General features: G+C 72.4%; 18 protein-coding genes. 15 read left to right on the top strand and 3 right to left on the bottom strand.

Annotated elements, in window-relative coordinates; translation table 11 throughout:
• Nucleotides 1-80 precede the first annotated feature (80 nt).
• The gene (locus APR04_RS06000) at nucleotides 81-1,898 is read left to right on the top strand and encodes an L-lactate permease (RefSeq protein ID WP_253868483.1); all 1,818 of its coding nucleotides are present in this window, start codon (nucleotides 81-83) and stop codon (nucleotides 1,896-1,898) included.
• 310 nt (nucleotides 1,899-2,208) lie between these two features.
• Here APR04_RS06000 and APR04_RS05995 read toward each other — a convergent pair whose 3' ends face one another.
• On the bottom strand, nucleotides 2,209-3,474 hold the full coding sequence (locus APR04_RS05995) for a hypothetical protein (protein ID WP_253868482.1): 1,266 nt from the start codon (nucleotides 3,472-3,474) through the stop codon (nucleotides 2,209-2,211).
• On the opposite strand from APR04_RS05995, the gene APR04_RS05990 reads away from it, so the two are divergent.
• The 13 genes from APR04_RS05990 (at nucleotide 3,418) to APR04_RS05930 (ending at nucleotide 18,471) form a co-directional block, all read left to right on the top strand.
• A complete protein-coding gene (locus APR04_RS05990) occupies nucleotides 3,418-4,692 on the top strand; it encodes a hypothetical protein (protein WP_253868481.1) in 1,275 nt (424 codons plus the stop codon). The genes APR04_RS05995 and APR04_RS05990 overlap by 57 nt on opposite strands.
• The gene (locus APR04_RS05985; protein ID WP_253868511.1) at nucleotides 4,692-5,696 is read left to right on the top strand and encodes an HAD-IIA family hydrolase; all 1,005 of its coding nucleotides are present in this window, start codon (nucleotides 4,692-4,694) and stop codon (nucleotides 5,694-5,696) included. Before APR04_RS05990 ends, APR04_RS05985 begins: the two co-directional genes overlap by 1 nt.
• 315 nt (nucleotides 5,697-6,011) lie before the next feature.
• On the top strand, nucleotides 6,012-6,188 hold the full coding sequence (locus tag APR04_RS05980) for a hypothetical protein (protein ID WP_253868480.1): 177 nt from the start codon (nucleotides 6,012-6,014) through the stop codon (nucleotides 6,186-6,188).
• Nucleotides 6,189-6,199: 11 nt separating this feature from the next.
• On the top strand, nucleotides 6,200-7,195 hold the full coding sequence (locus APR04_RS05975; protein ID WP_253868479.1) for a TlyA family RNA methyltransferase: 996 nt from the start codon (nucleotides 6,200-6,202) through the stop codon (nucleotides 7,193-7,195).
• A complete protein-coding gene (locus tag APR04_RS05970) occupies nucleotides 7,192-8,139 on the top strand; it encodes an NAD kinase (protein WP_253868478.1) in 948 nt (315 codons plus the stop codon). Before APR04_RS05975 ends, APR04_RS05970 begins: the two co-directional genes overlap by 4 nt.
• 8 nt (nucleotides 8,140-8,147) lie before the next feature.
• Nucleotides 8,148-9,902 carry a DNA repair protein RecN gene (recN, locus tag APR04_RS05965; RefSeq protein ID WP_253868477.1) on the top strand — a complete coding sequence of 585 codons (1,755 nt, stop codon included), beginning with the start codon at nucleotides 8,148-8,150 and terminating at the stop codon, nucleotides 9,900-9,902.
• Nucleotides 9,903-9,907: 5 nt separating this feature from the next.
• Entirely contained in the window at nucleotides 9,908-11,131 is a 1,224-nt protein-coding gene (gene steA, locus APR04_RS05960; protein ID WP_253868476.1) for a putative cytokinetic ring protein SteA, read from the top strand.
• A gap of 92 nt (nucleotides 11,132-11,223) precedes the next feature.
• The gene (locus tag APR04_RS05955; protein ID WP_253868475.1) at nucleotides 11,224-12,180 is read left to right on the top strand and encodes a copper transporter; all 957 of its coding nucleotides are present in this window, start codon (nucleotides 11,224-11,226) and stop codon (nucleotides 12,178-12,180) included.
• A 158-nt stretch (nucleotides 12,181-12,338) separates the two neighbouring features.
• Complete coding sequence (locus tag APR04_RS05950; protein WP_253868474.1) at nucleotides 12,339-13,214, top strand: hypothetical protein; 876 nt, start codon at nucleotides 12,339-12,341, stop codon at nucleotides 13,212-13,214.
• Nucleotides 13,211-14,971 (top strand): murein biosynthesis integral membrane protein MurJ, encoded by a 1,761-nt coding sequence (gene murJ, locus APR04_RS05945; RefSeq protein ID WP_253868473.1) that lies wholly within the window; start codon nucleotides 13,211-13,213, stop codon nucleotides 14,969-14,971. Before APR04_RS05950 ends, murJ begins: the two co-directional genes overlap by 4 nt.
• Nucleotides 14,972-15,097: 126 nt before the next feature.
• On the top strand, nucleotides 15,098-16,774 hold the full coding sequence (gene pyrG / locus APR04_RS05940; protein ID WP_253868472.1) for a CTP synthase: 1,677 nt from the start codon (nucleotides 15,098-15,100) through the stop codon (nucleotides 16,772-16,774).
• Between the two features lie 2 nt (nucleotides 16,775-16,776).
• On the top strand, nucleotides 16,777-17,409 hold the full coding sequence (locus APR04_RS05935; protein WP_253868510.1) for an NUDIX domain-containing protein: 633 nt from the start codon (nucleotides 16,777-16,779) through the stop codon (nucleotides 17,407-17,409).
• 66 nt (nucleotides 17,410-17,475) lie between these two features.
• A complete protein-coding gene (locus APR04_RS05930) occupies nucleotides 17,476-18,471 on the top strand; it encodes a hypothetical protein (protein WP_253868471.1) in 996 nt (331 codons plus the stop codon).
• Between the two features lie 72 nt (nucleotides 18,472-18,543).
• On the opposite strand, the gene APR04_RS05925 is transcribed toward APR04_RS05930, so the two are convergent.
• Nucleotides 18,544-20,625, bottom strand: coding sequence for a glycoside hydrolase family 48 protein (locus APR04_RS05925; protein ID WP_253868470.1), 2,082 nt, complete (start codon nucleotides 20,623-20,625; stop codon nucleotides 18,544-18,546).
• Between the two features lie 100 nt (nucleotides 20,626-20,725).
• Nucleotides 20,726-21,448: a TetR/AcrR family transcriptional regulator gene (locus APR04_RS05920; protein ID WP_253868469.1), complete on the bottom strand. Its 723-nt coding sequence runs from the start codon at nucleotides 21,446-21,448 to the stop codon at nucleotides 20,726-20,728.
• A gap of 70 nt (nucleotides 21,449-21,518) precedes the next feature.
• Here APR04_RS05920 and APR04_RS05915 point away from each other — a divergent pair, with 70 nt between their 5' ends.
• Nucleotides 21,519-22,691 carry an FAD-dependent monooxygenase gene (locus tag APR04_RS05915; RefSeq protein WP_253868468.1) on the top strand — a complete coding sequence of 391 codons (1,173 nt, stop codon included), beginning with the start codon at nucleotides 21,519-21,521 and terminating at the stop codon, nucleotides 22,689-22,691.
• The last annotated feature ends 43 nt before the right edge of the window (nucleotides 22,692-22,734 follow it).

The following is a 22,734-nucleotide window of genomic DNA, read 5'->3' as shown; positions in this document are numbered from 1 at the left end:
TCGGACAGTGGAGTGATAGTTCCGACATGCGAAATAACTAGCGCACCCTACCCGGCAGCGTCGCCGGAGCTGGAGTCATCATGGACAACCTCGCCGTCCTTGCCCTGCTCGCACTTCTCCCCATCCTTGTTGTGGGAACCCTGCTGCTCGGCTTCCGCTGGCCCGCCCGGACGGCGATGCCCGTCGGCCTCGCGGTGGTCGTGCTCGTCGCCCTGTTCGCGTGGAAGATGTCGCTGGTCGCGGTCAGCGCGTCCATCGTGCAGGGCCTGCTGATCGCGATCGGGCTGCTCTGGATCATCTTCGGTGCGCTGCTCATGCTGGAGACGCTCACCAAGAGCGGCGCCCTGCAGACGATCCGGGCCGGCTTCACCACCATCAGCCCGGACCGGCGGGTCCAGGTGATCATCATCGCCTGGCTGTTCGGGTCGTTCATCGAGGGGGCCGCCGGGTTCGGTACGCCCGCCGCCGTCGTCGCCCCCCTCCTGCTGGCGCTCGGCTTCCCGGCGGCGGCCGCCGTCATGGCCGGCCTCATCATCCAGTCCACGCCGGTGAGCTTCGGCGCCGTCGGCACGCCGATGCTGACGGGGCTCGGGACCGGGCTGGCGGACACCTCTGGCGCGCTGGCGCCCGAGGTGCAGGCGCGGGCCGACGTGCTCGGTCTGGACCACCTCGGTTTCATCGCGCACACCGCCACGCAGGTGGCGACCATCCACGCGATCGTCGGCATCCTGGTGCCGCTCATCCTGGTCACCCTCATGTGCGGGTTCTACGGTGAGAAGCGGTCGTTCCGGTCCGGCCTCGCCGTCGCACCGTTCGCGGTCTACGCGGCGCTCGCGATGATCGTGCCCTACGTGACCGTCGCCTACGTGCTCGGGCCGGAGTTCCCGGCGATGCTCGGCGGGTTCATCGGGCTGGTGCTCGTGATGTTCACGTCCTCGAAGGGCTTCCTGATGCCCAAGGACGTGTGGGACTTCCCGCCACGAGAGCGCTGGAGCGACCGCTGGATGGGCACCGTCGACCCCACGAAGGAGGCGGCCACCCTCACCCGCAAGATGTCGATGGTCCGGGCCTGGTCGCCGTACCTCATCGTGGCGGCACTGCTCCTGGTCACCCGGAACGTCCCGGCGATCAAGGAGTTCCTGACCGGCCCGGCGGTGCTGGAGGTGTCGAACATCTTCGGCACCGGGATCAGCCAGAACATGGACCTCCTGTACTCGCCGGGCGCGATCTTCCTGCTCGCGTGCCTCGTCACCTACGTGCTGCACGGCATGAAGGGCTCGCAGATCAGGGAGTCGTGGAAGGTGGCGGCCGGGCAGCTCGGCGGCGCGGCGTTCGCCCTCCTGTGCGCGGTGCCGCTGGTGCGGATCTTCATCAACTCCGGGCCCGACTTCAACGGGGCAGGGATCGACTCGATGCCGATCACGCTCGCCCAGGCCGCTGCCGACCTGGCCGGTCAGGGCTGGCCCATCGTGTCGCCGTTCATCGGGGCGCTCGGCGCTTTCGTGGCCGGATCGAACACCGTGTCCAACATGATGTTCTCCCTGTTCCAGTTCAACACCGGTCTCGGTATCGGCGCGGCCTCGCCCGAGACGGTAGCCGCCCTGCAGGCCGTGGGTGGCGCGGCGGGCAACATGGTGGCCGTGCACAACGTGGTCGCCGCCGCCGCGACCGTTGGCCTGCTCGGGCGCGAGGGTGACCTGATCCGCAAGACGATCCTGCCGATGACCTACTACTGCCTCGCGGCGGGCGGCATCGGCTACCTGTGGATCTTCGGGTTCGCGTTCAACGCAGGGATGGTGGTGCTGCTGGTCCTGGTGGCGGTCCTGGTCCTGACGGCGATACGCATGGTGCGCAAGCCCGACGCCTTCAACCCGGAGGTCGCCCGGGTGCGGGTGTGAGGCTGGGTGACCTGACAGACGCGGGGTCGGCTTCGGGCACGCAACGTCACAGCCTTTCGACCCCTGGGGACGGCCGCCCGCATGGGAGAATGAGCGGGCATCTGTCATCGAAGGGAACACCGTGAACGAAACGCCCCGTGACCAGGGGAACGACCGCGAGGGCGACCGCCAAGGCGAGCGCAAGAGCGGCAGTCGCAACGAGGGCCAGGGTCCGCGTCGCGAAGACCGCGGCGGAGAGCGCGGTAGTGACCGGGGCCGCCGGTTCGACGGCGCCCGTGGCGGTGACAGCCCTCGGCGCGACGACCGCGGCTCAGACCGCCCGCGCCGGCCGTACGAGGACCGTGGCGCTGACCGCCCGCGCCGCGACGACCGTGGCGCTGACCGCCCGCGTCAGGACGACCGGAGCGTCGGCGACCGCGCGCCCCGCCGCAACGATGACGACCGTTCCCCCCGTTCCTCTGGGGACCGGGACAACCGCGGCGGCACCTCCGCGTACCGGGGCGGCCGCGACGACCGCGCACCACGCACCGACCGCCCGCACCGCGGGAACGACGGCGACCGTTCGCGTCGACCGTACGAGAACCGGGACAACCGGGGCGGCGACCGTCCGGTGCGCCGCGACGGTGAGCGCCCTGTGCGCCGTGAGCACGACCGTCCCCAGCGCCGGGAAGATGACCGTCCGGCACGGCGTGATGACGGCCCCCGCCGTAGCTTCGACCGCGACGACCGTCCGCAGCGTAGCTTCGAGGACCGTGGTGGCAGCCGTCCGGCGCGTCGGGACGATGACCGTCCGGCACGTCGGGACGACGAGCGTCCCCGTCGTTCGTTCGAGGACCGGGGCGCCGATCGCCCGCGTCGCGACGACCGGGGCACGGATCGCCCGGCACGTCGGGACGACGACCGCTCGCACCGCTCCTTCGGCGACCGGGATGACCGCCCGCGTCGTTCGTTCGAGGACCGTGGTACCGACCGTCCGCGTCGTGACGACCGGGGTGCTGACCGTCCGCGTCGCAACGACGCTGACCGCCCGGTTCGCCGTGATGACCGGGGCACGGATCGTCCGGTCCGTCGTGATGACCGGAGCACCGACCGCCCGGCACGTCGGGACGACGACCGCCCGCGTCGCACGTTCGAGGACCGTGGTACCGACCGTCCGCGTCGTGACGACCGGGGTGCTGACCGCCCGCGTCGCAACGACGCTGACCGCCCGGTCCGCCGTGACGACCGGGGCACGGATCGTCCGGTCCGCCGTGACGACCGGAGCGCCGACCGCCCGGCACGCAGGGACGACGACCGCCCGCGTCGTTCGTTCGGCGACCGTGACGACCGGGGCGCGCGGGACAGCCGTGGCCGTGACGACCGGGGTGCTCGCCCGCTCCGCGGGAACACCACTGACCGCCCGGCGCGCCGCGACGACCGCCCGGCCCAGGGCGTCCGCGAGGAGCGCGAGGAACGTGCGCCGCGGCCCCCCGAGCCGGAGATCGCCGAGGACGCCGCGTTCAACCAGCTCGACCGTGACGTGCGCGGGCGCCTGCGCGGCCTGAGCAAGGACCACGCCGAGTACGTCGGGCTGCACCTGGTGATGGCGGGCCGCCTGCTCGACGTCGACCCGGAGCGCGCCTACGAGCACACCCAGGCGGCCGTGCGTGGCGCGGGCCGGATCGACATCGTGCGCGAGGCCGCCGGCCTGGCCGCGTATCACACCAACCGGTTCGCGGAGGCGCTGCGCGAGCTGCGCACGGTTCGCCGGCTGAACGGCTCGTCCGAGCACCTGCCGATCATGGCGGACGCCGAGCGCGGCCTCGGCCGCCCGGAGCGTGCACTGGCGCTCGCCGCGTCGGAGGAGGCCGCGTCGCTCGACGTGACCGGCCGCGTCGAGCTCGCGATCGTGGCTAGCGGTGCCCGCTCGGACCTGGGCGAGCACGAGGCCGCCCTGGCCGTGCTCGACAAGGTCGCGGCCGACGACGCCAAGGGTGACCTGGCGCTGCGGGTCGTGCAGGCGCGCGCAGTGGCGCTCGAGGCCGCAGGTCGGCCGGACGAGGCGACCGCGCTGCTGGCGTCGGTCGACAGCAAGGCGCTCGAGCGGGTCATCGGCGCTGACACACCCGGCGAGGACATCACGGTGTTCGACGTCGAGGAGGACGCGATGCTCGCCGAGGAGGAGTACGTCGCCGACCACCCCGAGGAGGTCGCGGAGGACACTTCGAACGACGAAGGTGATGTGCCTGAGGAGTCGGCTGACGTAGCTGCGGACGAGCCTGCCGACGAGCCCGACAGCGACGAGAAGGTCGCCGACGAGCCGAACGACGAGCCGAACGACGAGGACGACGAGTCAGCCGGCTCTGCTGACTCCGGGGATTCGGCGGACTCGTCCGACTCGTCCGACTCAGCGGACTCAGCGGACTCGGCAGACTCGGCAGACTCGGCAGACTCGGCAGACTCGGCAGACTCGGCAGACTCGGCCGACTCGGCCGACTCGGCCGACTCGGCCGACGAGCCTGACGAGCCCGACGAGCCCGACGAGCCCGACGATGTGGACCACGCCGACGATCCCGGATCGGCCAACGAGGCCGACGACGCCAACGCGGCCGACCAGCCCGCGGTGGTCGCCGTCGACGAGCCGAGCGAGCCGGCAACGGACGCGCCTGACTCGCCGAGCGAGCCCGAGTCGGCCGCCGGCTCAGCGGACGAGGACTCGGCGGAGACCTCCGCCGACGAGCCAGAGGTGAGCACCGCCGAGGGCGAGTCGGTCCCTGAGGGTGACCGGCCCGACGTCGGGCAGGAGAAGGCGTGATCGCAAGTGCCGGCCTGCTGGCGAGCGATGCCCCGCTCGCCGCGGTGTACGACCTCGCGCTCGTCGACCTGGACGGCGTGGCGTACAAGGGGCACCTGCCGATCGAGCACGCGTCGGCGAGCCTGACCGCCGCGCGTTCGGGCGGGATGCGCCTGGTGTTCGTGACGAACAACGCGTCACGGGAGCCGGAGGACGTCGCCGGCCAGCTCACGGGCCTGGAGATTCCGACGGATCCGGACGAGGTGATGACTGCCGCGCAGGCCTGCGCCGCGCTGCTCACCACCCGGCTCGACCCGGGCGCGAAGGTCCTGGTCGTGGGCGGAAAGGGGCTGGTGACGGCGGTGCGGTCCGCGGGCTTCACCGTGGTGGAGTCGGCGGACGACAAGCCGGACGCCGTCGCGCAGGGCTACGCGCCCGAGGTGGGCTGGACTCAGCTCGCCGAGGCGGCGTACGCGGTGGGCGGTGGTGCCTGGCACGTGGCGAGCAACCTGGACCTGTCGCTCCCGACGGCGCGCGGGTTCGCGCCGGGGAACGGTGCCCTCGTGGGTGCCGTGGTGTCGGCGACGGGTGTCACGCCCGACAGCGCCGGCAAGCCGTCGCCGACCATGTACCGGCTCGCGGTCGAGCGGGCCGGGGCGAGCCGGCCGCTGGTGATCGGGGACCGGCTCGACACGGACCTCGCCGGCGCGCGCGCCGGCGGGTACCCGGGGTTGCACGTCCTGACAGGTGTCTCGGGGGCGCGCGACGCCGTGCTTGCCGAGCCGGGCGAACGCCCGTCGTTCCTGGGGGCCGACCTGCGTGCGCTGCTCGAACCGCACCCTGCGCCAGGGCTCGCGGACGACTGGTACGTGTGCGGCGGTGCGGCGGCCCAAGTGTCGGACGGCGGGCTGCGGCTGGACGGAGCGGGGATCGACCTGGTCCGTGCGGCGTGCGCTGCGACGTGGGCCGCCGTCGATGCGGGAGAGCCGCTGGACCGGACGTCGGTACCCGACCTGTCCGTCTGAGCCAGGTTGACTGCAGACTTTGTCGCACTCCGATTCGGCGAGTGCAGAGCTGGTTGCGGATACAGGGTCGCTGTCCGCAACCAGCTCTGCAGTCGCTGATCACGGGCGCGACGAAGTCTGCACTCGGCAGGGAAGCTGGTCATTTTCGGTGGAGTTCGCGCCGCTTATCCCAGGTTCCGGGGGTGGCGGCGGGTACCGTGTCAGGCAGCAGGCAGCAGGCAGCAGGCAGCAGGCAGCAGGCAGACGGCAGACGGCTCAGGGCAACGGGCGGCAGCCCGACGGGCACGGACGAGCACAGTGGAGCGTTGACGCACGATGGACGAGTTCTACGAGACCGAGGAAACCCTGAGCGGCCCGGCTGATCCCGACGCGGGTGTCCGGAGCGCCCTCGACGCGCTCGACGGGCTCGACGACCTGCCCCCGGCCGATCACGTGGCCCGGTTCGAGGCCGTGCACGACGCCCTCCGGGCCCACCTCGCCGGTGACGCCTGACAGTGGTGACCATGACAGGGAGCACGCGGGTGGACGCGGAGCTGGTCCGCCGTGGGCTGGCCCGCTCCCGGCGGCACGCCGCGGAGCTTGTCGGGTCCGGCCGGGTGCTGGTCGCGGGCCGGGTGGTGGTCAAGCCGTCGTCGGCGGTGGCTGACGGAACGGACGTGTCGCTGCTGCCAGGGCACGACCCGGCGCACGAGTTCGCGTCGCGCGCCGCGCTGAAGCTGACCGGTGCGCTGGACGCTCTGGCCCGGGTGCCGGGCGGGCCACAGGTCGAGGGTGCGTTCTGCGCCGACCTGGGCGCGTCCACCGGCGGCTTCACCGACGTGCTGCTGCGCAGGGGCGCCGCTCACGTGGTCGCCATCGACGTGGGTCACGACCAGCTCTTTCCGGCGCTGCGTGCCGACGATCGGGTGACGGTCGTCGAGGGCTTCAACGTCCGCGACCTGACGCCGGCCGATCTCGCACGACCGCCGGACCTCGTGGTCGCCGACCTCTCGTTCATCTCCCTGACCATGGTGCTGCCTGCTGTGGCGGGCGTGCTGCGCCCGGGGACGCACGCGTTGCTGATGATCAAGCCGCAGTTCGAGGTCGGGCGCGAGCGGCTGGGCAGCGGTGGCGTGGTGCGCGACTCGGCGCTGCACGCCGAGGTGGTGCGCACGGTGGCGCACGCAGCGGAGCACGCGGGCCTGCGGGTGTGTGCGGTCGTGCCGAGCCCGCTGCCCGGGCCGAGCGGGAACCGGGAGTTCTTCCTGTGGCTCGTGCGCGAGGCCGGCCCGGGGCCCGTCGAGGGGAGCACGGGACAGCTCGCCGGGGAGCCCGGCGCGGGACCCCGCGAGCACGAGCTGGCCGACGCCGTCGAGACCGCGGTGGCCTGGCTCCCGGCGCAGGGCGAGCCCGAGCGGCCGGGCCACCCGCCTGAGCCACCGGCCGTCGTCGTGCGGGGGCCTGTGGGCGCCGCACGGAGGACTCAGCAGACCGACGAGCAGAAGGAGCGCGAGCTGTGACCAGGCGCGTCCTGATCGTGACCCACGGTGGCCGCCCCAAGGCGGTCGCGGCGCTGGCCGAGGCCCTGCGCGAGCTGAAGTCGGCGGGCTTCGAGTACACGCTGCACGACGACGCGCTGGCCGAGGAGTTCGGCGACCACATGGCGGCCAAGCGCGTCGCGGAGGGCGTGCACAACGCCGAGGCGGTGATGGTGCTCGGCGGTGACGGCACGATCCTGCGCGCCGCGGAGCTCACCCGTGGCACCGACGTCCCCCTGCTCGGCGTGAACCTTGGGCACGTGGGCTTCCTCGCGGAGTCGGAGCGGGAGGACCTGCGCGCCGCGGTGCAGCGGCTCGCGGCCCGGGACTACGAGGTCGAGGAGCGCGCGACGGTCGAGGTCACGGTGCACCTGCCCGGCACGGCGGAGCCGGTGGTCGGCTGGGCGCTGAACGAGGCGACCGTGGAGAAGGCCACGCGCGACCGCATGCTCGAGGTGGCGATCGGGGTGGACGGCCGCCCGCTGCTGTCGTTCGGCTGCGACGGTGTGGTGATGGCCACGGCGACGGGCTCCACGGCGCACGCCTTCTCGGGCGGCGGCCCGGTGATCTGGCCCGACGTCGACGCCGTGCTCATGGTCCCGCTGTCGGCGCACGCCCTGTTCGCGCGGCCGCTCGTGATCGGTCCGCGGTCGAGGTATACGGTCGACGTGCTGCCGCAGTCGACGGTCGAGGGGGTGCTGACCTGCGACGGCCGCCGGGAGATCCGGCTGCCCCGTGGCTCTCGCGTCGTCGTGCGTCAGGGGGGTACGGTGCGGCTCGCACGACTGTCGAACGCGCCGTTCGCGGACCGGCTCGTGTCGAAGTTCAATCTGCCCGTGTCGGGCTGGCGGGACCGTGTCGGGTCAGGGCACGTGGAGGTCCAGGATGTACCTTCTGACCCAGCCGACACCACACCAGAGAATTAAGGAGTCAGGTGCTCGAGGAGATCGCGATCGAGAACCTGGGCGTCATCCGCTCGGCCCGGGTACCCCTGTCCGACGGCCTGACCGTCATCACGGGTGAGACCGGTGCCGGCAAGACGATGGTGCTCACGGGGCTCAACCTGCTCATGGGCGCCAAGGCGGACCCGCAGTCGGTGCGCCCGGGTGCGTCGTCGGCGGCGGTCGAGGGCCGGGTACGCGTCTCGGGGCGGGATGCCGTCCTTGGCCGCGTCGATGAGGCGGGCGGCGAGGTGGAGGACGACGGCACCGTCGTGATCCTGCGCACCATCGCCGACGGCCGGTCACGCGCCCACCTGGGCGGCCGCGCGGTGCCGCAGGGTGTGCTCGCGGAGATCGCCGAGGACCTGTTCACCGTGCACGGCCAGTCCGACCAGCTCCGGCTGCGCACGTCGGCCAAGCAGCGCGACGCCCTGGACACGTTCGTGGGCCCGGCCCACCAGCGGGTGCTGTCCGCCTACCGCACCGCATGGACGGAGCGCGGCGGTCTCCTGACCGAGATCGCGGACCTGGAGGCGCGCGGCGCCGAGCGGGCGCGCGAGGTCGAGCTGCTGCGGATCGGCCTGGAGGAGATCGAGCGGGTGGACCCGGTGACGGGTGAGGACGCCGAGCTGCAGGCCCTGATCGAGCGCCTGTCCAACGCGGAAGGGCTCCGCACCGCTGCCACCGAGGCGCACGAGGCGGTCGCGGGAGAAGACGCGGACGGCGCGCGCGAGAACGCGATAGCGCTCGTAGAGCGGGCGCGGCGCGCCCTGGACTCCGCCGCCCACTCTGACGCCGCGCTCGGCGCGCTCGCCACACGGTTCGCAGAGGTGGGCTACCTGCTGGCGGACGTCGCCACCGACGTCGCCGCGTACGTGGACGACCTGCAGGCGGACCCGGCCGGGCTGGAGACGGCGCACAACCGCATGGCCGAGCTGAACGCCCTGACGCGCTCCTACGGCGAGACCATCGACGACGTCCTGCAGTGGGCCAGCGACGCAGGCCTGCGCCTGCTCGACCTGGACGACGGCGGCGACCGCCTCGCCTCGATGCGCGACCGGGTGACCGAGCTGGACGGCGAGCTGGCCAGGCTGGCCGAGATCCTCACGGCGGAGCGCACCCGCGGCGCGTCGCAGCTCGCCGAGGCCGTGACGAACGAGCTGCACGGCCTCGCGATGGGCGGCGCCCACCTCGTGGTCTCGGCGGAGCCGCTCGAGCAGCCCGGCCCGTTCGGTGCGGACCAGATCACGTTCCTGCTCGTGCCGCACCCCGGTGCGCCGGAGCGGCCGCTCGGCAAGGGCGCGTCCGGCGGTGAGCTCTCACGCGTGATGCTGGCGCTCGAGGTCGCCCTGGCCACCTCGGGCGGCGCAGCGGCCGAGCGCACCGCCGACACCCCGCGCAGCACCTTCGTGTTCGACGAGGTCGACGCAGGCGTGGGTGGCCGGGCCGCCGTCGAGGTCGGCCGCCGGCTGGCGCAGCTGGGCCGTAGCACCCAGGTGGTCGTCGTGACCCACCTGGCGCAGGTAGCGGCGTTCGCGGACGCGCACCTCGTGGTCACCAAGAGCTCCGACGGCGACGCCGGATCGTCCGGTTCCGACGACGGGATGATCACCGTCACGGGCGTGCGTGAAGTCACCGCGGACGCCCGCGTCCGTGAGCTGGCGCGCATGCTGTCCGGCCAGGACGACTCCGAGACGGCGCGGACCCACGCGCTCGAGCTCCTGGAGTCCTCGGTCGTGGGACGATAGAGCGGATGAAGCTGATCTCCCGACCCGAGAAGCGCGCTGACAAGAGCGCAGCGAAGAGCGCCACCGACCACGGAACGGCCCATCCGCAGGCCACTGTGCACGGACCTGCCCGGATCGGAGCGCGGACCAAGGAGCTGACGTCCCGGCTCAACCCGGGTGATATCGCCGTGATCGACCACGTCGACATCGACCGCGTCGCGGCGGACGCCCTCGTGTCCGCCGGTCCCGTCGCGGTGCTGAACGCCGCCCGGTCCACCTCCGGCAGGTACCCCAACACGGGCCCGGACATCCTGGTCGCCGCCGGCATCGCCCTGGTGGACGACCTCGGCCCCGCGGTCATGGCGATCGACGAGCGCACCGAGGTCCGGATCGCGGGCGGCGAGGTCTTCGTCGGCGACGTCGTCGTGGCGACGGGCACCTACCAGACGCCGCAGACCGTGGCCACGGACCAGGCAGCCGCACGCGAAGGCCTGTCGGCCGAGATCGAGCGGTTTGCCGAGAACACCATGACCTACCTGCGGCGCGAGCGGGACCTCCTGCTCGACGGCGTGGGCGTGCCCGACATCAGCACCTCCATCGAGGGCCGCCACGTGCTGATCGTGGTGCGCGGCTACCACTACCGCGAGGACCTGGCACTGCTGCGGTCCTACATCCGGGAGAACCGGCCGGTCCTGATCGGCGTGGACGGCGGTGCGGACGCGATCATCGACGCCGGCTGGCAGCCCGACATGATCGTCGGCGACATGGACTCCGTGTCCGACCGGACGCTGGCCTGTGGCGCGGAGATCGTCGTGCACGCCTACCGTGACGGCAAGGCCCCCGGTCTGGAGCGCGTCAAGGCGCTCGGTGTGGACCCAGTGGTCTTTCCCGCCACGGGGACCAGCGAGGACATCACGATGCTCCTGGCGGACGACAAGGGCGCCGAGCTCATCGTCGCCGTCGGCACGCACGCCACGCTGGTCGAGTTCCTCGACAAGGGGCGGGCGGGCATGGCGTCGACCTTCCTCACCCGGCTCCGTGTCGGTGGCAAGCTCGTGGACGCCAAGGGCGTCTCGAGGCTCTACCGCACGCGGATCTCGAACACCCAGCTCACGCTGCTGTCCGGGGCGGGCGTCGCGGCGGTGCTCGCGGCGCTGGCCTCGACCTCGGCGGGCCAGACCTTCTTCGGACTGATCGGGGCACGCTTCGACGACGTAGTGTCCTGGATCAGCCACCTGTTCGGCGGCTGACCGGCCCGGAGCACACGCTCCGACCCTCCTGCCGCCCCGACCTGATGCCGGGCACCCGCTGCCCGGAACATGCCTAAGGACTCTTCCGTACCGTGATCGACTTCCGATACCACCTCGTCTCGCTCATCTCCGTCTTCCTCGCCCTCGCCGTCGGCATCATCCTCGGTGCCGGACCGCTGCAGGGCGCGATCGGGGAGACCCTGACGGAACAGGTGGACGCGCTGCGCGCCGAGCGTACCGACCTGCGCACCGAGCTGGACGCCACGCAGACCGCCCTCGACGGCGACGAGCGCTTCATCGAGGCGGCGGGCACGCAGCTCGTCACCGGATCGCTCGAGGGCACGCGCGTGGCGGTCGTGCAGCTCGGCGAGGTCTCCCAGGACGTGCACGACGGCGTCCTGAACCAGATCGACACGGCCGGCGCCACCGTGGTGTCCAAGTCGGTGCTCACCGAGGCGTGGACGGACGCCGCCGAGGAGTCGTCCCGCGAGACCCTCGCCCAGGGGCTGCGCGCCAACCTCGGCGAGGCGGCGCCGGAGCAGGAGGACCCGAGCGCCGTGCTCGGCGCGGCGCTCGCCCTCTCGCTCACCGGCAGCGACGGTGGCACGGACCGCAGCTCGCAGGCCACCGACCTCGAGCTGCAGCTGGAGCGGTTCGGCCTCGTGGAGCCGGGCGACGAGCAGAGCCAGGCAGCTGAAGCGGTGGTGCTGCTGGTCGGCCCCGCCGGCCAGCCGCAGGAGACCGCCGACGGCGCCACCGAGGAGGCGGAACCGGGTGCGGAGGACGTGTGGCTCTCCGTCGTACAGGCGGTGCAGCAGGTCTCCGGCGCCGCGGTCCTCGCCGGACCGACCACGGAACGGGGCGACGTCGTGCAGGCGGTGCGGGACGACGAGGAGATCGCCCCAGAGGTGAGCACGGTGAGCGGCATCGACCGGCTCGTGGGCCGCATCAACGTGCCGCTGGCCGTCGCGGCGCGCCTGGGCGGCGTCGTCGGGCAGTACGGCCTGGAGGACGACGCGACGGCGGTCCTTCCGCCGTCGGTCGACTGAGCCGGAGGTGCAGCGCAGGGTGAGGACCGAGGAACGAGGTACTCGCCCGAAGCGGAACCGCAGGCTCAGTCGATATGAGTAGAGGCTGAGCCGGAGCAGAAGCTGAGAGTCCGACCCGAAGCACGGACCGAAGAACCGACACAGACCGAGGGGTACTCATGGGTGCAGGCAGGTTCATCGCCGCTGGCATCGTCGCAGGCGTCGCGACGGCGTTCGCGCGCCGCAAGCTGGGCGAGAAGGTCGCCGAGGGCGGCCTCGGCGGCGCCTCCCTGTGGACGCGGACCAACCATCGCGGCGAGCCGATCAGCCTGCTGGAGGGTCCGGCGGTCACCGCGGGGCTCGTGGCCGGCGCGGCAGTCAGCGGCGGCCGGGCACCGGGGGCGTCGGCGTTCGCGACGGCCGCGGCAGGCGCCTTCGGCCTGGTCGACGACCTCGCCGAGGACACGTCAGTGCGCACCAAGGGCCTGCGAGGCCACCTCGGCGCCCTCGTGGAGGGGCGGCTGACCACCGGCGGGCTCAAGGTGCTCGGCATCTCCGGCTCTGCGCTCGTCGCCGCTGCGGTGGGTACGCCTCGCACGGGCAGCGCGTTCGGTCACCTGGTCGACGTCGGGCTCAACGGCGCTCTCATCGGGGGCACCGCGAACCTGATCAACCTCTTCGACCTGCGTCCCGGCCGGGCGCTCAAGGCAGGCACGGCGGCAAGCCTCCCGTTCATGCTGGGCGGCGCGGGCGCCGCCACCGGCGCGGGCGCCGCCACCGGTGCGGTGCTGGGCGCCGCTGCCGCTGCCGCACCCGGCGACCTGGGGGAGCAGGACATGCTCGGCGACGGCGGCGCCAACGCGCTCGGCGCCCTGGTCGGCAGCCAGATCGCGTTCGGCACGTCCCGCGCGGTGCGCTGGACGGCGCTCGCTGGCGTGGTCGGGCTCATGCTGGCCTCGGAGAAGGTCAGCTTCTCGAAGGTGATCGCGGGCAACGAGTGGCTGAACAAGGCCGACATGCTCGGTAGGCGACCCGTGGCCTCCCCGGGCGCGTGAGCCGCGCCAGAACCCTGGCGAGCGCCGCGCTGCTCGTCACGGTCGTCACGCTCGCCAGCCGCATGGTCGGCTTCGGCCGCTGGCTCGGACAGGGCTGGTGGCTCGGGTCCGACGGCGTCGGGACGGTCTTCAACTCCGCCAACCAGCTGCCCAACCTGCTCTTCGAGGTCGCGGCCGGCGGTGCGCTCGCGGGCGCCGTCGTGCCGCTGCTGGCCGGGCCGCTGAGCCGGGCCGCGTTCGGCGCCGACGGCACGGCCAGCGCCGACGGCACGGCCGACTCGAAGGAGCGGGCGTCGAGGATCGCCTCGGCGCTGCTCGGCTGGACGCTGGTGGTGCTGGTGCCGCTGGCCGGGCTCATGGCGCTCCTGGCGCGCCCGATCATCAGCCTGACCGGGCTGACCGACCCGGTGCACGTCGACGTCGCCACGGGCTTCCTGCGCGTGTTCGCCGTACAGGTACCGCTCTACGGCCTCGCCGTCGTGCTGGGCGGCATCCTGCAGGCGCACAAGCGGTTCTTCTGGCCGGCGTTCGCGCCCCTGGTGTCCAGCCTCGTCGTGATCGTCGTCTACGCGGTCTTCGGCGCGCTGGCGCACGGCGACCAGCAGGACGTCGCCGCGCTGACGACCAGGGCGCTCGGGTGGCTGGCGTGGGGGACCACGCTCGGCGTGCTGTTCCTTGCCCTGCCGCTCGTGGTGCCCGTGTGGCGCACCGGGCTCCGGCTGCGGCCCACGCTGCGGTTCCCGTCGGGGGAGGGGCCGCGGGCCGCGCGCCTGGCCTTCGCGGGCGTCGGAGCCCTGGTCGTCCAGCAGCTGTCGGTGTTCCTGACGCTGCGCGCCGCCAACGCCGCTGGCGGCGACGGCACGCTTTCCGTCTACCTGTACGCCCAGCAGGTCTACTTCCTGCCGTACGCCGTGCTCGCGTTCCCGATCGCCACCAGTGCGTTCCCGTACTTCGCCGAGCACGCGTCGGCCGGCCGCCTCGGCGAGCTGCGCGCTCTCGTGGCACGCACCACGCGCACCCTGCTGCTCGTGACGGCTGCCGGCGTCGCCGCGCTGATGGCGGCAGCGCCGTTCGTCGAGCGGGTCTTCGACCTCATCGTGCGGGGCGACGCTCCGGGGATGGCCACTGGACTCATCTGGCTGGCGCCCGGGCTGATCGGCTTCGCGCTGATCCTGCACCTGTCGCGCGCGCTGTACGCCCTCGACCACGGGCGGGCCGCCGTCATCGCCACCGCGAGCGGGTGGGGCGTGTCCGCGATCGGCGCTGCCCTCGTCCCGCTGCTGTTCGCCGGCCGGTCGCCGGGGCGGGGCTGCACGGTGCCCTCCTGCTCGGAGTACGCGCTGCGGTCCGACGTCATGGCGGTCCTGGGTGCCGTCGGCACCGCCGGGATGATCGTGGCCGGGCTGGGGCTGCTCCTGGCCGTGCGCAGGCACCTTGGCCCGGACGCGCTGAGCGGCGTCTGGCGGGCGCTCGGGGTGCTCGTGGTGGCCGCGGGCGCCGGGACCGCCGCGGGCTTGCTGGTGCCCGCGTGGCTCGCGCCGGAGCGCCTCTCCTTCGGGTGGTTCGACTCCGCGCCGCTGCGCGAGGTGGAGTTCGACGGCGGCAGCTTCGCCGCCGCTCTCGGCCTCGGGCTGGCCGTAGGCCTGCTGGCCGCGCTCGTCACGCTCGTGATCGCCGTTCTGCTCGACCCCCGTCTGCGCGCCGCCGTCGGCCCCCGCCTGGGCAAGCTGCGGAGGAAGTTCTCCCGGAGCGCCTGATCCGGCGGGCGAGAACGGCTCCGCGGGGGCAGACTCGATCGGAACAACCGACGATCCGCGAGTGAACGGCGGGTGTGCTGGGAGTTACACCACGAGCACGCCGTACCTCGGATAGGGTGGAGTTCCGTGGTCGAACACCGAAGCAGTCTCCAGTCCCGTCAGCGGTCCGGCGCCTCCACGCCGACCAAGCACATCTTCGTCACCGGTGGTGTGGCGTCCTCTCTCGGCAAAGGGCTGACGGCGTCATCGCTCGGCCGTCTGCTCCGCTCGCGTGGCCTCAGCGTCACCATGCAGAAGCTGGATCCCTATCTCAACGTGGATCCCGGCACGATGAACCCGTTCCAGCACGGTGAGGTCTTCGTCACCGAGGACGGTGCCGAGACCGACCTGGACATCGGGCACTACGAGCGGTTCCTCGACATCGAGCTGCCCGCCTCCTCGAACGTGACGACCGGCCAGGTGTACTCCCGCGTCATCGCCAAGGAGCGCCGCGGCGAGTACCTCGGCGACACCGTGCAGGTCATCCCGCACATCACCGACGAGATCAAGTTCCGGATGCGCGAGCAGGCGTCCGACGCCGTCGACGTGATCATCACCGAGATCGGCGGCACCGTCGGCGACATCGAGTCGCAGCCGTTCCTCGAGGCTGCGCGCCAGGTGCGGCACGAGCTCGGCCGCGACGACGTGTTCTTCCTGCACGTCTCGCTGGTGCCGTACATCGGTCCGTCCGGCGAGCTCAAGACCAAGCCGACGCAGCACTCCGTGGCCGCGCTGCGGACCGTCGGCATCCAGCCGGACGCCATCGTGCTGCGCTCCGACCGCGTGGTGCCGCAGGGCATCAAGAACAAGATCGCGCTCATGTGCGACGTCGACAACGAGGCAGTGATCAACTGCGCCGACGCCCCGTCGATCTACGACATCCCGCGCGTCATCCACTCCGAGGGCCTGGACGCCTACGTGGTGCGCCGCCTCGGCATGCCGTTCCACGACGTCGACTGGGACGGCTGGAGCCGCCTCCTGGAGCGTGTGCACGAGCCCGAGCACAACGTCGAGGTCGCGCTCGTCGGCAAGTACATCGATCTGCCTGACGCCTACCTCTCCGTGACCGAGGCGCTGCGTGCCGGCGGCTTCGCGAACGACGCGAAGGTCGGCATCCGCTGGGTCGCCGCGGACGACTGCCAGACGCCGGAGGGTGCGAAGGCATCGCTCGAGGGCGTCGACGCGATCCTCGTGCCGGGCGGCTTCGGGGTGCGCGGCATCGACGGCAAGGTCGGGGCGCTGCGCTGGGCGCGCGAGAACCTCGTGCCGACCCTCGGCATCTGCCTCGGCCTGCAGTCGATGGTCATCGAGTACGCGCGCAACGTGCTGGGCTGGGCGGACGCGTCGTCCACCGAGTTCCACCCGAGCAGCAGCCACCCGGTCGTGGCGACCATGGCCGAGCAGAAGGCGATCGTCGAGGGTGAGGGCGACATGGGCGGCACCATGCGCCTCGGCGCCTACCAGGCCCAGCTCACCGCGGGTTCCGTGGTGGCCAAGGCGTACGGCAGCGAGAAGGTGTCCGAGCGGCACCGGCACCGCTACGAGGTGAACAACGCGTACCGCGGCGAGCTGGAGGAGGCGGGCCTGCTGATCTCCGGCACGTCGCCCGACTCGTCGCTCGTGGAGTTCGTCGAGCTCCGCGCCGACCTGCACCCGTACTACGTGTCCACGCAGGCCCACCCGGAGTTCAAGTCGCGCCCCACGCGGGCGCACCCGCTGTTCTCGGGCCTGATCGCCGCCGCGCTCGAGAAGCAGCCCTCGTGACCATGAGCACGGAGCAGGTCGGCGACGTCATCGACCCGCGACCCGCGCGTCGGCTGGACGTCCCGTTCCAGGGCTTCGTGGTCGACATGGTCTCCGACGAGGTCGACCTGGGCGAGACCGGCGGCATCGTCCGCCGCGAGTACGTGGACCACCCGGGCGCGGTGGTCGTCGTGGCGCTGACCGGCGACGGTGACGTCCTGCTCCTGCGCCAGTACCGGCACCCGGTCGGCGCCTTCCTCTGGGAGGCGCCCGCCGGCCTGCTCGACCTGGACGGCGAGGACCCGCACGTCGCGGCGGCTCGTGAGCTGGCCGAGGAGGCGGACATGACCGCAGGCACCTGGGACGTGCTCCTCGACCTGCTGCCCACGCCGGGTGGCAGCAACGAGGCGGTGCGCGTCTACCTGGCCCGCGACCTGACGCCGGTGCCGGACGACGAGCTGCACACGCGCGAGGCCGAGGAGGCTGACATGGTCGTCGTGCCCGTGCCGCTGGAGGAGGCGGCCGCGCTCGCGCTCGCCGGCAAGCTGCACAACGCCGCGACCATCGCGGGCGTGCTCGCGGCGGCGATCGGCCGGGCGTCCGACTGGGAGACGCTGCGCCCGGTCGACAGCCCGTGGGAGTACCGCAAGAACTGACCGGAGTGCAGCCCGGTGACCGGTCGCGGTTAGAGCGACGTCATCGGGCTGCGCTATTCTCCCCGCGTGACCAGCGAACCCGACATGCTTCCCAACGTATCGTCCCTTCCGGCGTGGCTCGTTCCGTCCGTCTACCTCAACTGGTCCGAGGACTGGCTGGGCGAGGCGGTCGCGATCGCGAGCCGCAGCCACGAGCACCGACTGCCGGGTGGTGCCGACGGACCGCAGCGCGGCGACGTGGTCGTCACCGTCGTGGGCTCCGAACCCGGCATCGTGGCCGCGGTCGAGCTCATGGGCACCAGCCAGGGCGAGGACTGGGTCAGCGACGAGGTGTTCGGCCCCGACAAGCCAGTGGTGTGGGACGACCTCTTCAACGGCGCCGCAGCGTACGCGCGGTCGTCCGGCTGGCTGCCCCAGGAGCACGCCCGCCTGGTGCTCGACGGCATCGCCCACCAGTACAAGCACGGTGCCACCGGCACGCTCGACGCCGGCAACTGCGAGACCGACGAGCTGTCGCCCAACCTGCACGTCCTGCGTCTGCTCGGGCACAAGCAGGTGGCGGGCGCCGACCTGCGCCGCGAGGAGCGGTGTGCGTCGTGCGAGCGGTTCGTCGACGTCATGCAGCTGCGGCCGCACGACGACGGTGCCCACACCGGCGAGACCGGCGAGCGCCCCCTCGGTGAGCTCATCGAGCAGACGTTCCTGGTGTGCGGACCGTGCCACGCCCTGCTGCACCCGCACCCGGTGCTGTCGCAGCGGGCGCAGATGCGTCCGTCGTGCCCGTCGTGCGGCCAGCGTGGCGCCACCAAGCGCATCGTGTGGGGCCAGGCCATCCACGACAACATGAAGCTCGAGCCGGACGTCGTGTACGGCGGGTTCGACACCCCGGTGCCGACGCCCGACTGGTACTGCCCCGAGTGCTACGCGAACTTCTCGTCGGGTGCCGTGGCGCAGCGCGCGCTGGGCGACCTGCCGGAGGCCGCGCCGGTGCCGGTACCCGTTGGCGCTGGACCGGTCGGCACGCCGCCGTCGGGCGAGGACCTCTGGGTCCCGGAGGTCTGAGTTTCCGGTCCTACCCAGCGATTCGGCCCGAAACTCTCAACGGTTTCGGGCCGAATCGCTGGGTAGACGTGTCTACTCCGCGCCGGCGCCCAGCAGGCGGTCGTATTCCGCCATGGCCGTCGCTACCGCCGTCTGGGCCCAGAAGCGGTGGTAGGTGAACTGCGGGACGTCGCCGCCGTCCAGGTACTCCTGGACCTCGGGGAACATGGGGTCGTCCTCGTAGAACGACCGGAGGTCCAGGAACGAGACGCCGGCCGAGGCCTGGTCGCCGTTGGGGTAGGTGCCGGTCCAGCCCTCCGGGACGTAGACGCCGTCGCCGCCGGGCTGGTACTCGTCGTCGAACCGGCCGAAGTCGGCGCGGGACTCGACGGTGCCGATGCCCTTCTCGTCGCTGTCCTGCTCCCACATCGCGTCGAGCAGGGCCTTGGCCGTGTCGGCCGCCTGCTGGTTGCCAGAGGCCGCTGCGTAGTAGATGAGCGTGCGGGCGATGGCGCCGGCCACGCCGACGTCCTGCCCGTGCGAGATGACGTCCACGTGCAGGCCCGTGTTGGCTCCGGGGCTGTCCGGGTCCCAGGTGTCCGGGGCGCCGGTCCACGACAGCTCGGACGGTACCTGCCAGGAGTCGGCGGTCACGGTGATCTCGTCGAGCACCCAGGGCACCCACTTGTCGAGGATGGACTGCGCCCGCTCGTCGCCCGTCTGGTGGTACAGCTGGGCGATCCGCTCCACGCCCCAGCCCTGCATGCCGAACCACTGGTTCGACGGCGGGTCGTGGTAGACGGGTGCCTCGTCGTACGCCATGTCGTAGAACGTGGGAGTACCTGCCGGGTGCGAGCCGTAGGACCCGTCCACGCTGTTGGTGGCGCCGCCCGCGATACCGCCCTCAGCCGACTGCAGCCACTGGAAGAACTCGAGCTGCCGGTCCATGCTGGTCGACCAGTCGTCCTGAGCGGTCGGCGAGGCGGGGACGAGGTCGGCGTCGGTGGACAGCGCGTAGGCCGCCAGCGGGTTCTGGTAGCCGAAGTGTGCGTGCGACGAGCCGATGCGCCAGGCCCAGGGGCCGCTCGTGTCCAGGGCGCCGCCCCAGGCGTAGTACCAGGACATCAGGTAGTGCGCCGAGCTGCGCTCGGATCCCGCCGCGCAGCCAGTGGACTCGCAGCCGATCTCCTTGAAGTACTTGTCGAACAACGAGTACCGCAGGTAGTCGCCCATCTTGGACGCCTTGTCGACGGTGCCGGAGATCTCGCCGCCCGCGCCCTGCTCGTCGGCGAACTGCTTGGCCCAGTACACGGCCTCGACGGCGCGCGCGTCGGCGTCGGGCGCGTTGGTGTACTTCCACTGCCGCGCATAGCTCGCGTCCCCGGTGAACAGGTCCAGGTACCCGTTCGGGCCGCCGTAGGAGAAGTCGTCGATGGCGGGCTGCGGGATGGTCTCCCAGACCGACTCCTGCGGCCCGCGCTGGAACGTGTTGATGTACGAGGTGCCCTCGTAGTCCGGGCCCAGCAGCTCGGAGGAGCCGGGTGCCGCGCCGAAGCCGTACACGTTGTCGACGTCGGCCAGCCAGTGCATGCCGTAGATCTCGCTGGTGCCGTAGGTCTGGCGGAGCTCCGCGCCGATCGGGTCCTGGCCGACGGAGACGCCCGAGTCGAGCTGCGCGGGGTAGGCGCTCGGGTGGTTGTGCTCCGGCGCGTACGTGGCCGGGGAGGCCGGGTTGTACGCGCCGTTGGTCGGCTGGTTCTCCGTGGTCGGGATCATGTACGCCTCGAGCGTGTCCCAGGCGTTGTTGAACGGTTCCCAGTCGCCGGTGATCTGGCCGTACGAGGCTTCCAGCCACAGCCAGAAGCTGTACGCCTCCGACGTCGTCTCGTGGCCGTAGTCCGGTGCCTCCACGAGGAGCGTCTCGGCGGAGTGGTAGGGGATGCCCTGCGCTGAGAAGTAGCCGTTGGCGGGGTCGTGCATCTTGTCGTACATCACCAGGAACCGGTCGGCGTACTCCCCGGTCACGGCGCGGGGCGCCGCCTGTGTGACGGGATCCGGGTCGGCTTCGGCGGGTCCGGCGGGTCCGGCGGCCGCCGGCACGATGCCGAGGGCGCCCAGAGACAGTGCGGCCAGTGCTGCGGCGGCTAGGACTCTCCGCCTTCGGGCTCGGTTCATGGCGTGGCCTCCGATGCGTGCGTCGTCGAACGGCGCCCGCGGCGCGGGCGTACCTCGACGGTCGGCGCCGGCGGTGGCGCAGGCAACGGACTTAACTGATTCACACGGCGGGGCTGTCACCGCCGCTGCTGTCGGCCTTGCGCTCGTCGGGGCCGGGGCCGGGGCCGGGGCCGGGGCCGGTGCCGCGTTCGTCCGGGCCGAGGTCGGTGCGCGGGCCGGTGCCTCGCTCGTCGTCCGCGGTGGTGGCGAGCGTGCCTGCGACGAGGGCCCGCGCGAGCTCGTGCGCCGACGGGACGCCGGTGTCGCTGGGGGAGGTGACGAGGGCGAACAACGCGGCACCGTAGAGCGTGATGAGCATCGGGGCCGCCCGTGGCGGCAGGTCGAGGCCCAGCAGGGTGTGCTGGTCGCCGGTGAAGGCGGCGGCACCGCCGGCGAGGCGGGACATGGCCGTGGCGAGCGCTGGACGGCGCCGCGACTCGAGCACCAGCTCGAAGATCGCCAGGTACCGGTCGCGCAGGGACGACGACGCGGTCTCGAGCGAGATCCCGATCAGCTCGGCGAGGTCCGGCGCCCGGTCGGTGCCCTCGCGGACGGCGTCGGTGTTGACGCGGTCCATCTCCTCGAGGTGGAGCTCGAGGATTCGCTCGGCCGCCGCGACCAGCAGCTCCTCGCGGTTGCGGAAGTAGTTGGAGGCGGTGCCCGCAGGGAGCCCCGCCGCGCGTTCGGCGGAACGGTGGGTGAGCCCGTGCACACCGTCGGACGCGAGCAGGGAGATGGCGGCGTCGGTCAGGGCGCGGCGTCGGGCCGGGTTGGTACGGGGCACCTCTCGAGTATGGCACCATGTGTACTACTACGTACGTAGTGGTGTCGCGAACAGTCGCCAGGGAGGCTTGATGACCAGGAGTGCGATAGTCGTCGGAGCGGGGATCGCGGGGCTGACCACGGCGAACGCGCTCCTGCGCTGCGGCTGGGACGTCCGGGTGCTCGAACGTTCGCCCGAGCCGCGCACCACGGGTGCAGGCATCGTGCTGATGGCGAACGCGCTGCGCGGCCTGGACGCGGCAGGGGTGGGCGGCACGGTGCGGCCGGCGGGCCGGCCGATCTCCCCAGGTATGCTCCGCGACGGCTCGGGCCGGGCGCTGGTCCACCTGTCGGCCGAGCAGATCGCCGCACGGCTCGGCACCATCGCCATCGCCTTCCACCGGCCCCGCCTCCAAGAGGCCCTCCTGGACGCCCTCGGCGAGGCCCACGTCACCTACGGCGCGGGGGCGCTCGCGGTCGAGCCCGGCGACGCCGCACGACCCGCCACCGTCACTCTCGAGGACGGATCCACGCTGAGCGCGGACCTGGTGGTCGCCGCCGACGGCGTCCGGTCGAACCTGCGCGCCGCCGTCGCCCCGGGCGCGACTGAACCCACGTACGTGGGGTCGACGACCTGGCTCGCCGTGCTCGACAACCCCGGGATCACGGAGATGTCCCAGACGTGGGGGCCTGGCGGCGAGTTCGGCCTGATCGCTCTGGCCGACGAACAGCTCTACTGGTACGCGACACAGGTGGGCCCGCCGGGTCGGCCGACGGGCGACCCGGTCGAAGACCTGGACGCCGCCAGGACAGCCTTCGCGGGCTGGCACGACCCCATTCCGCAGGTCCTGGCCGCCACACCGCCGGAGCGGCTGCTGCAGCTCGACCTCTACGGCTTTCCGAAGCCGATCCCGCGCATGACGCGAGGCCGGGTCGCCCTGGTGGGCGACGCGGCGCACGCGATGCCGCCGAACGTGGGCCAGGGCGGAGGCCAGGGGATCGAGGACGCCGTGGTGCTCGCGGCGTCGGTCTCCGGCCCCGCCTCGGTGGTCGAGGGCCTCGCCGACTACGACCGCGTGCGGCGTCCCCGGACCGCCGGGGTGCTGCGCTCCGCCTGGGCGAGCGCGCGGTTCGGCGAGCAGCTGGCCAACCCTGCGCTCGTCGGCATGCGCAACGCGTTCCTGCGCACGCTCCCGTCGGGCGCCATGCTCGGTGCCATGGAGCGGTTCGCGAGCTGGGCGCCACCCGTGCTGCCGGTGCGCTGATGCTGGCGCTCTGCCGCGAAGTCACGACCTCGGGGATCACCGC

It is taken from the genome of Promicromonospora umidemergens, assembly GCF_024171995.1.
Classification (GTDB): Bacteria; Actinomycetota; Actinomycetes; order Actinomycetales; family Cellulomonadaceae; genus Promicromonospora; species Promicromonospora umidemergens.
Note: the sequence above shows the minus strand (reverse complement) of the source record. Positions and strands in the feature narration are given on the sequence as shown.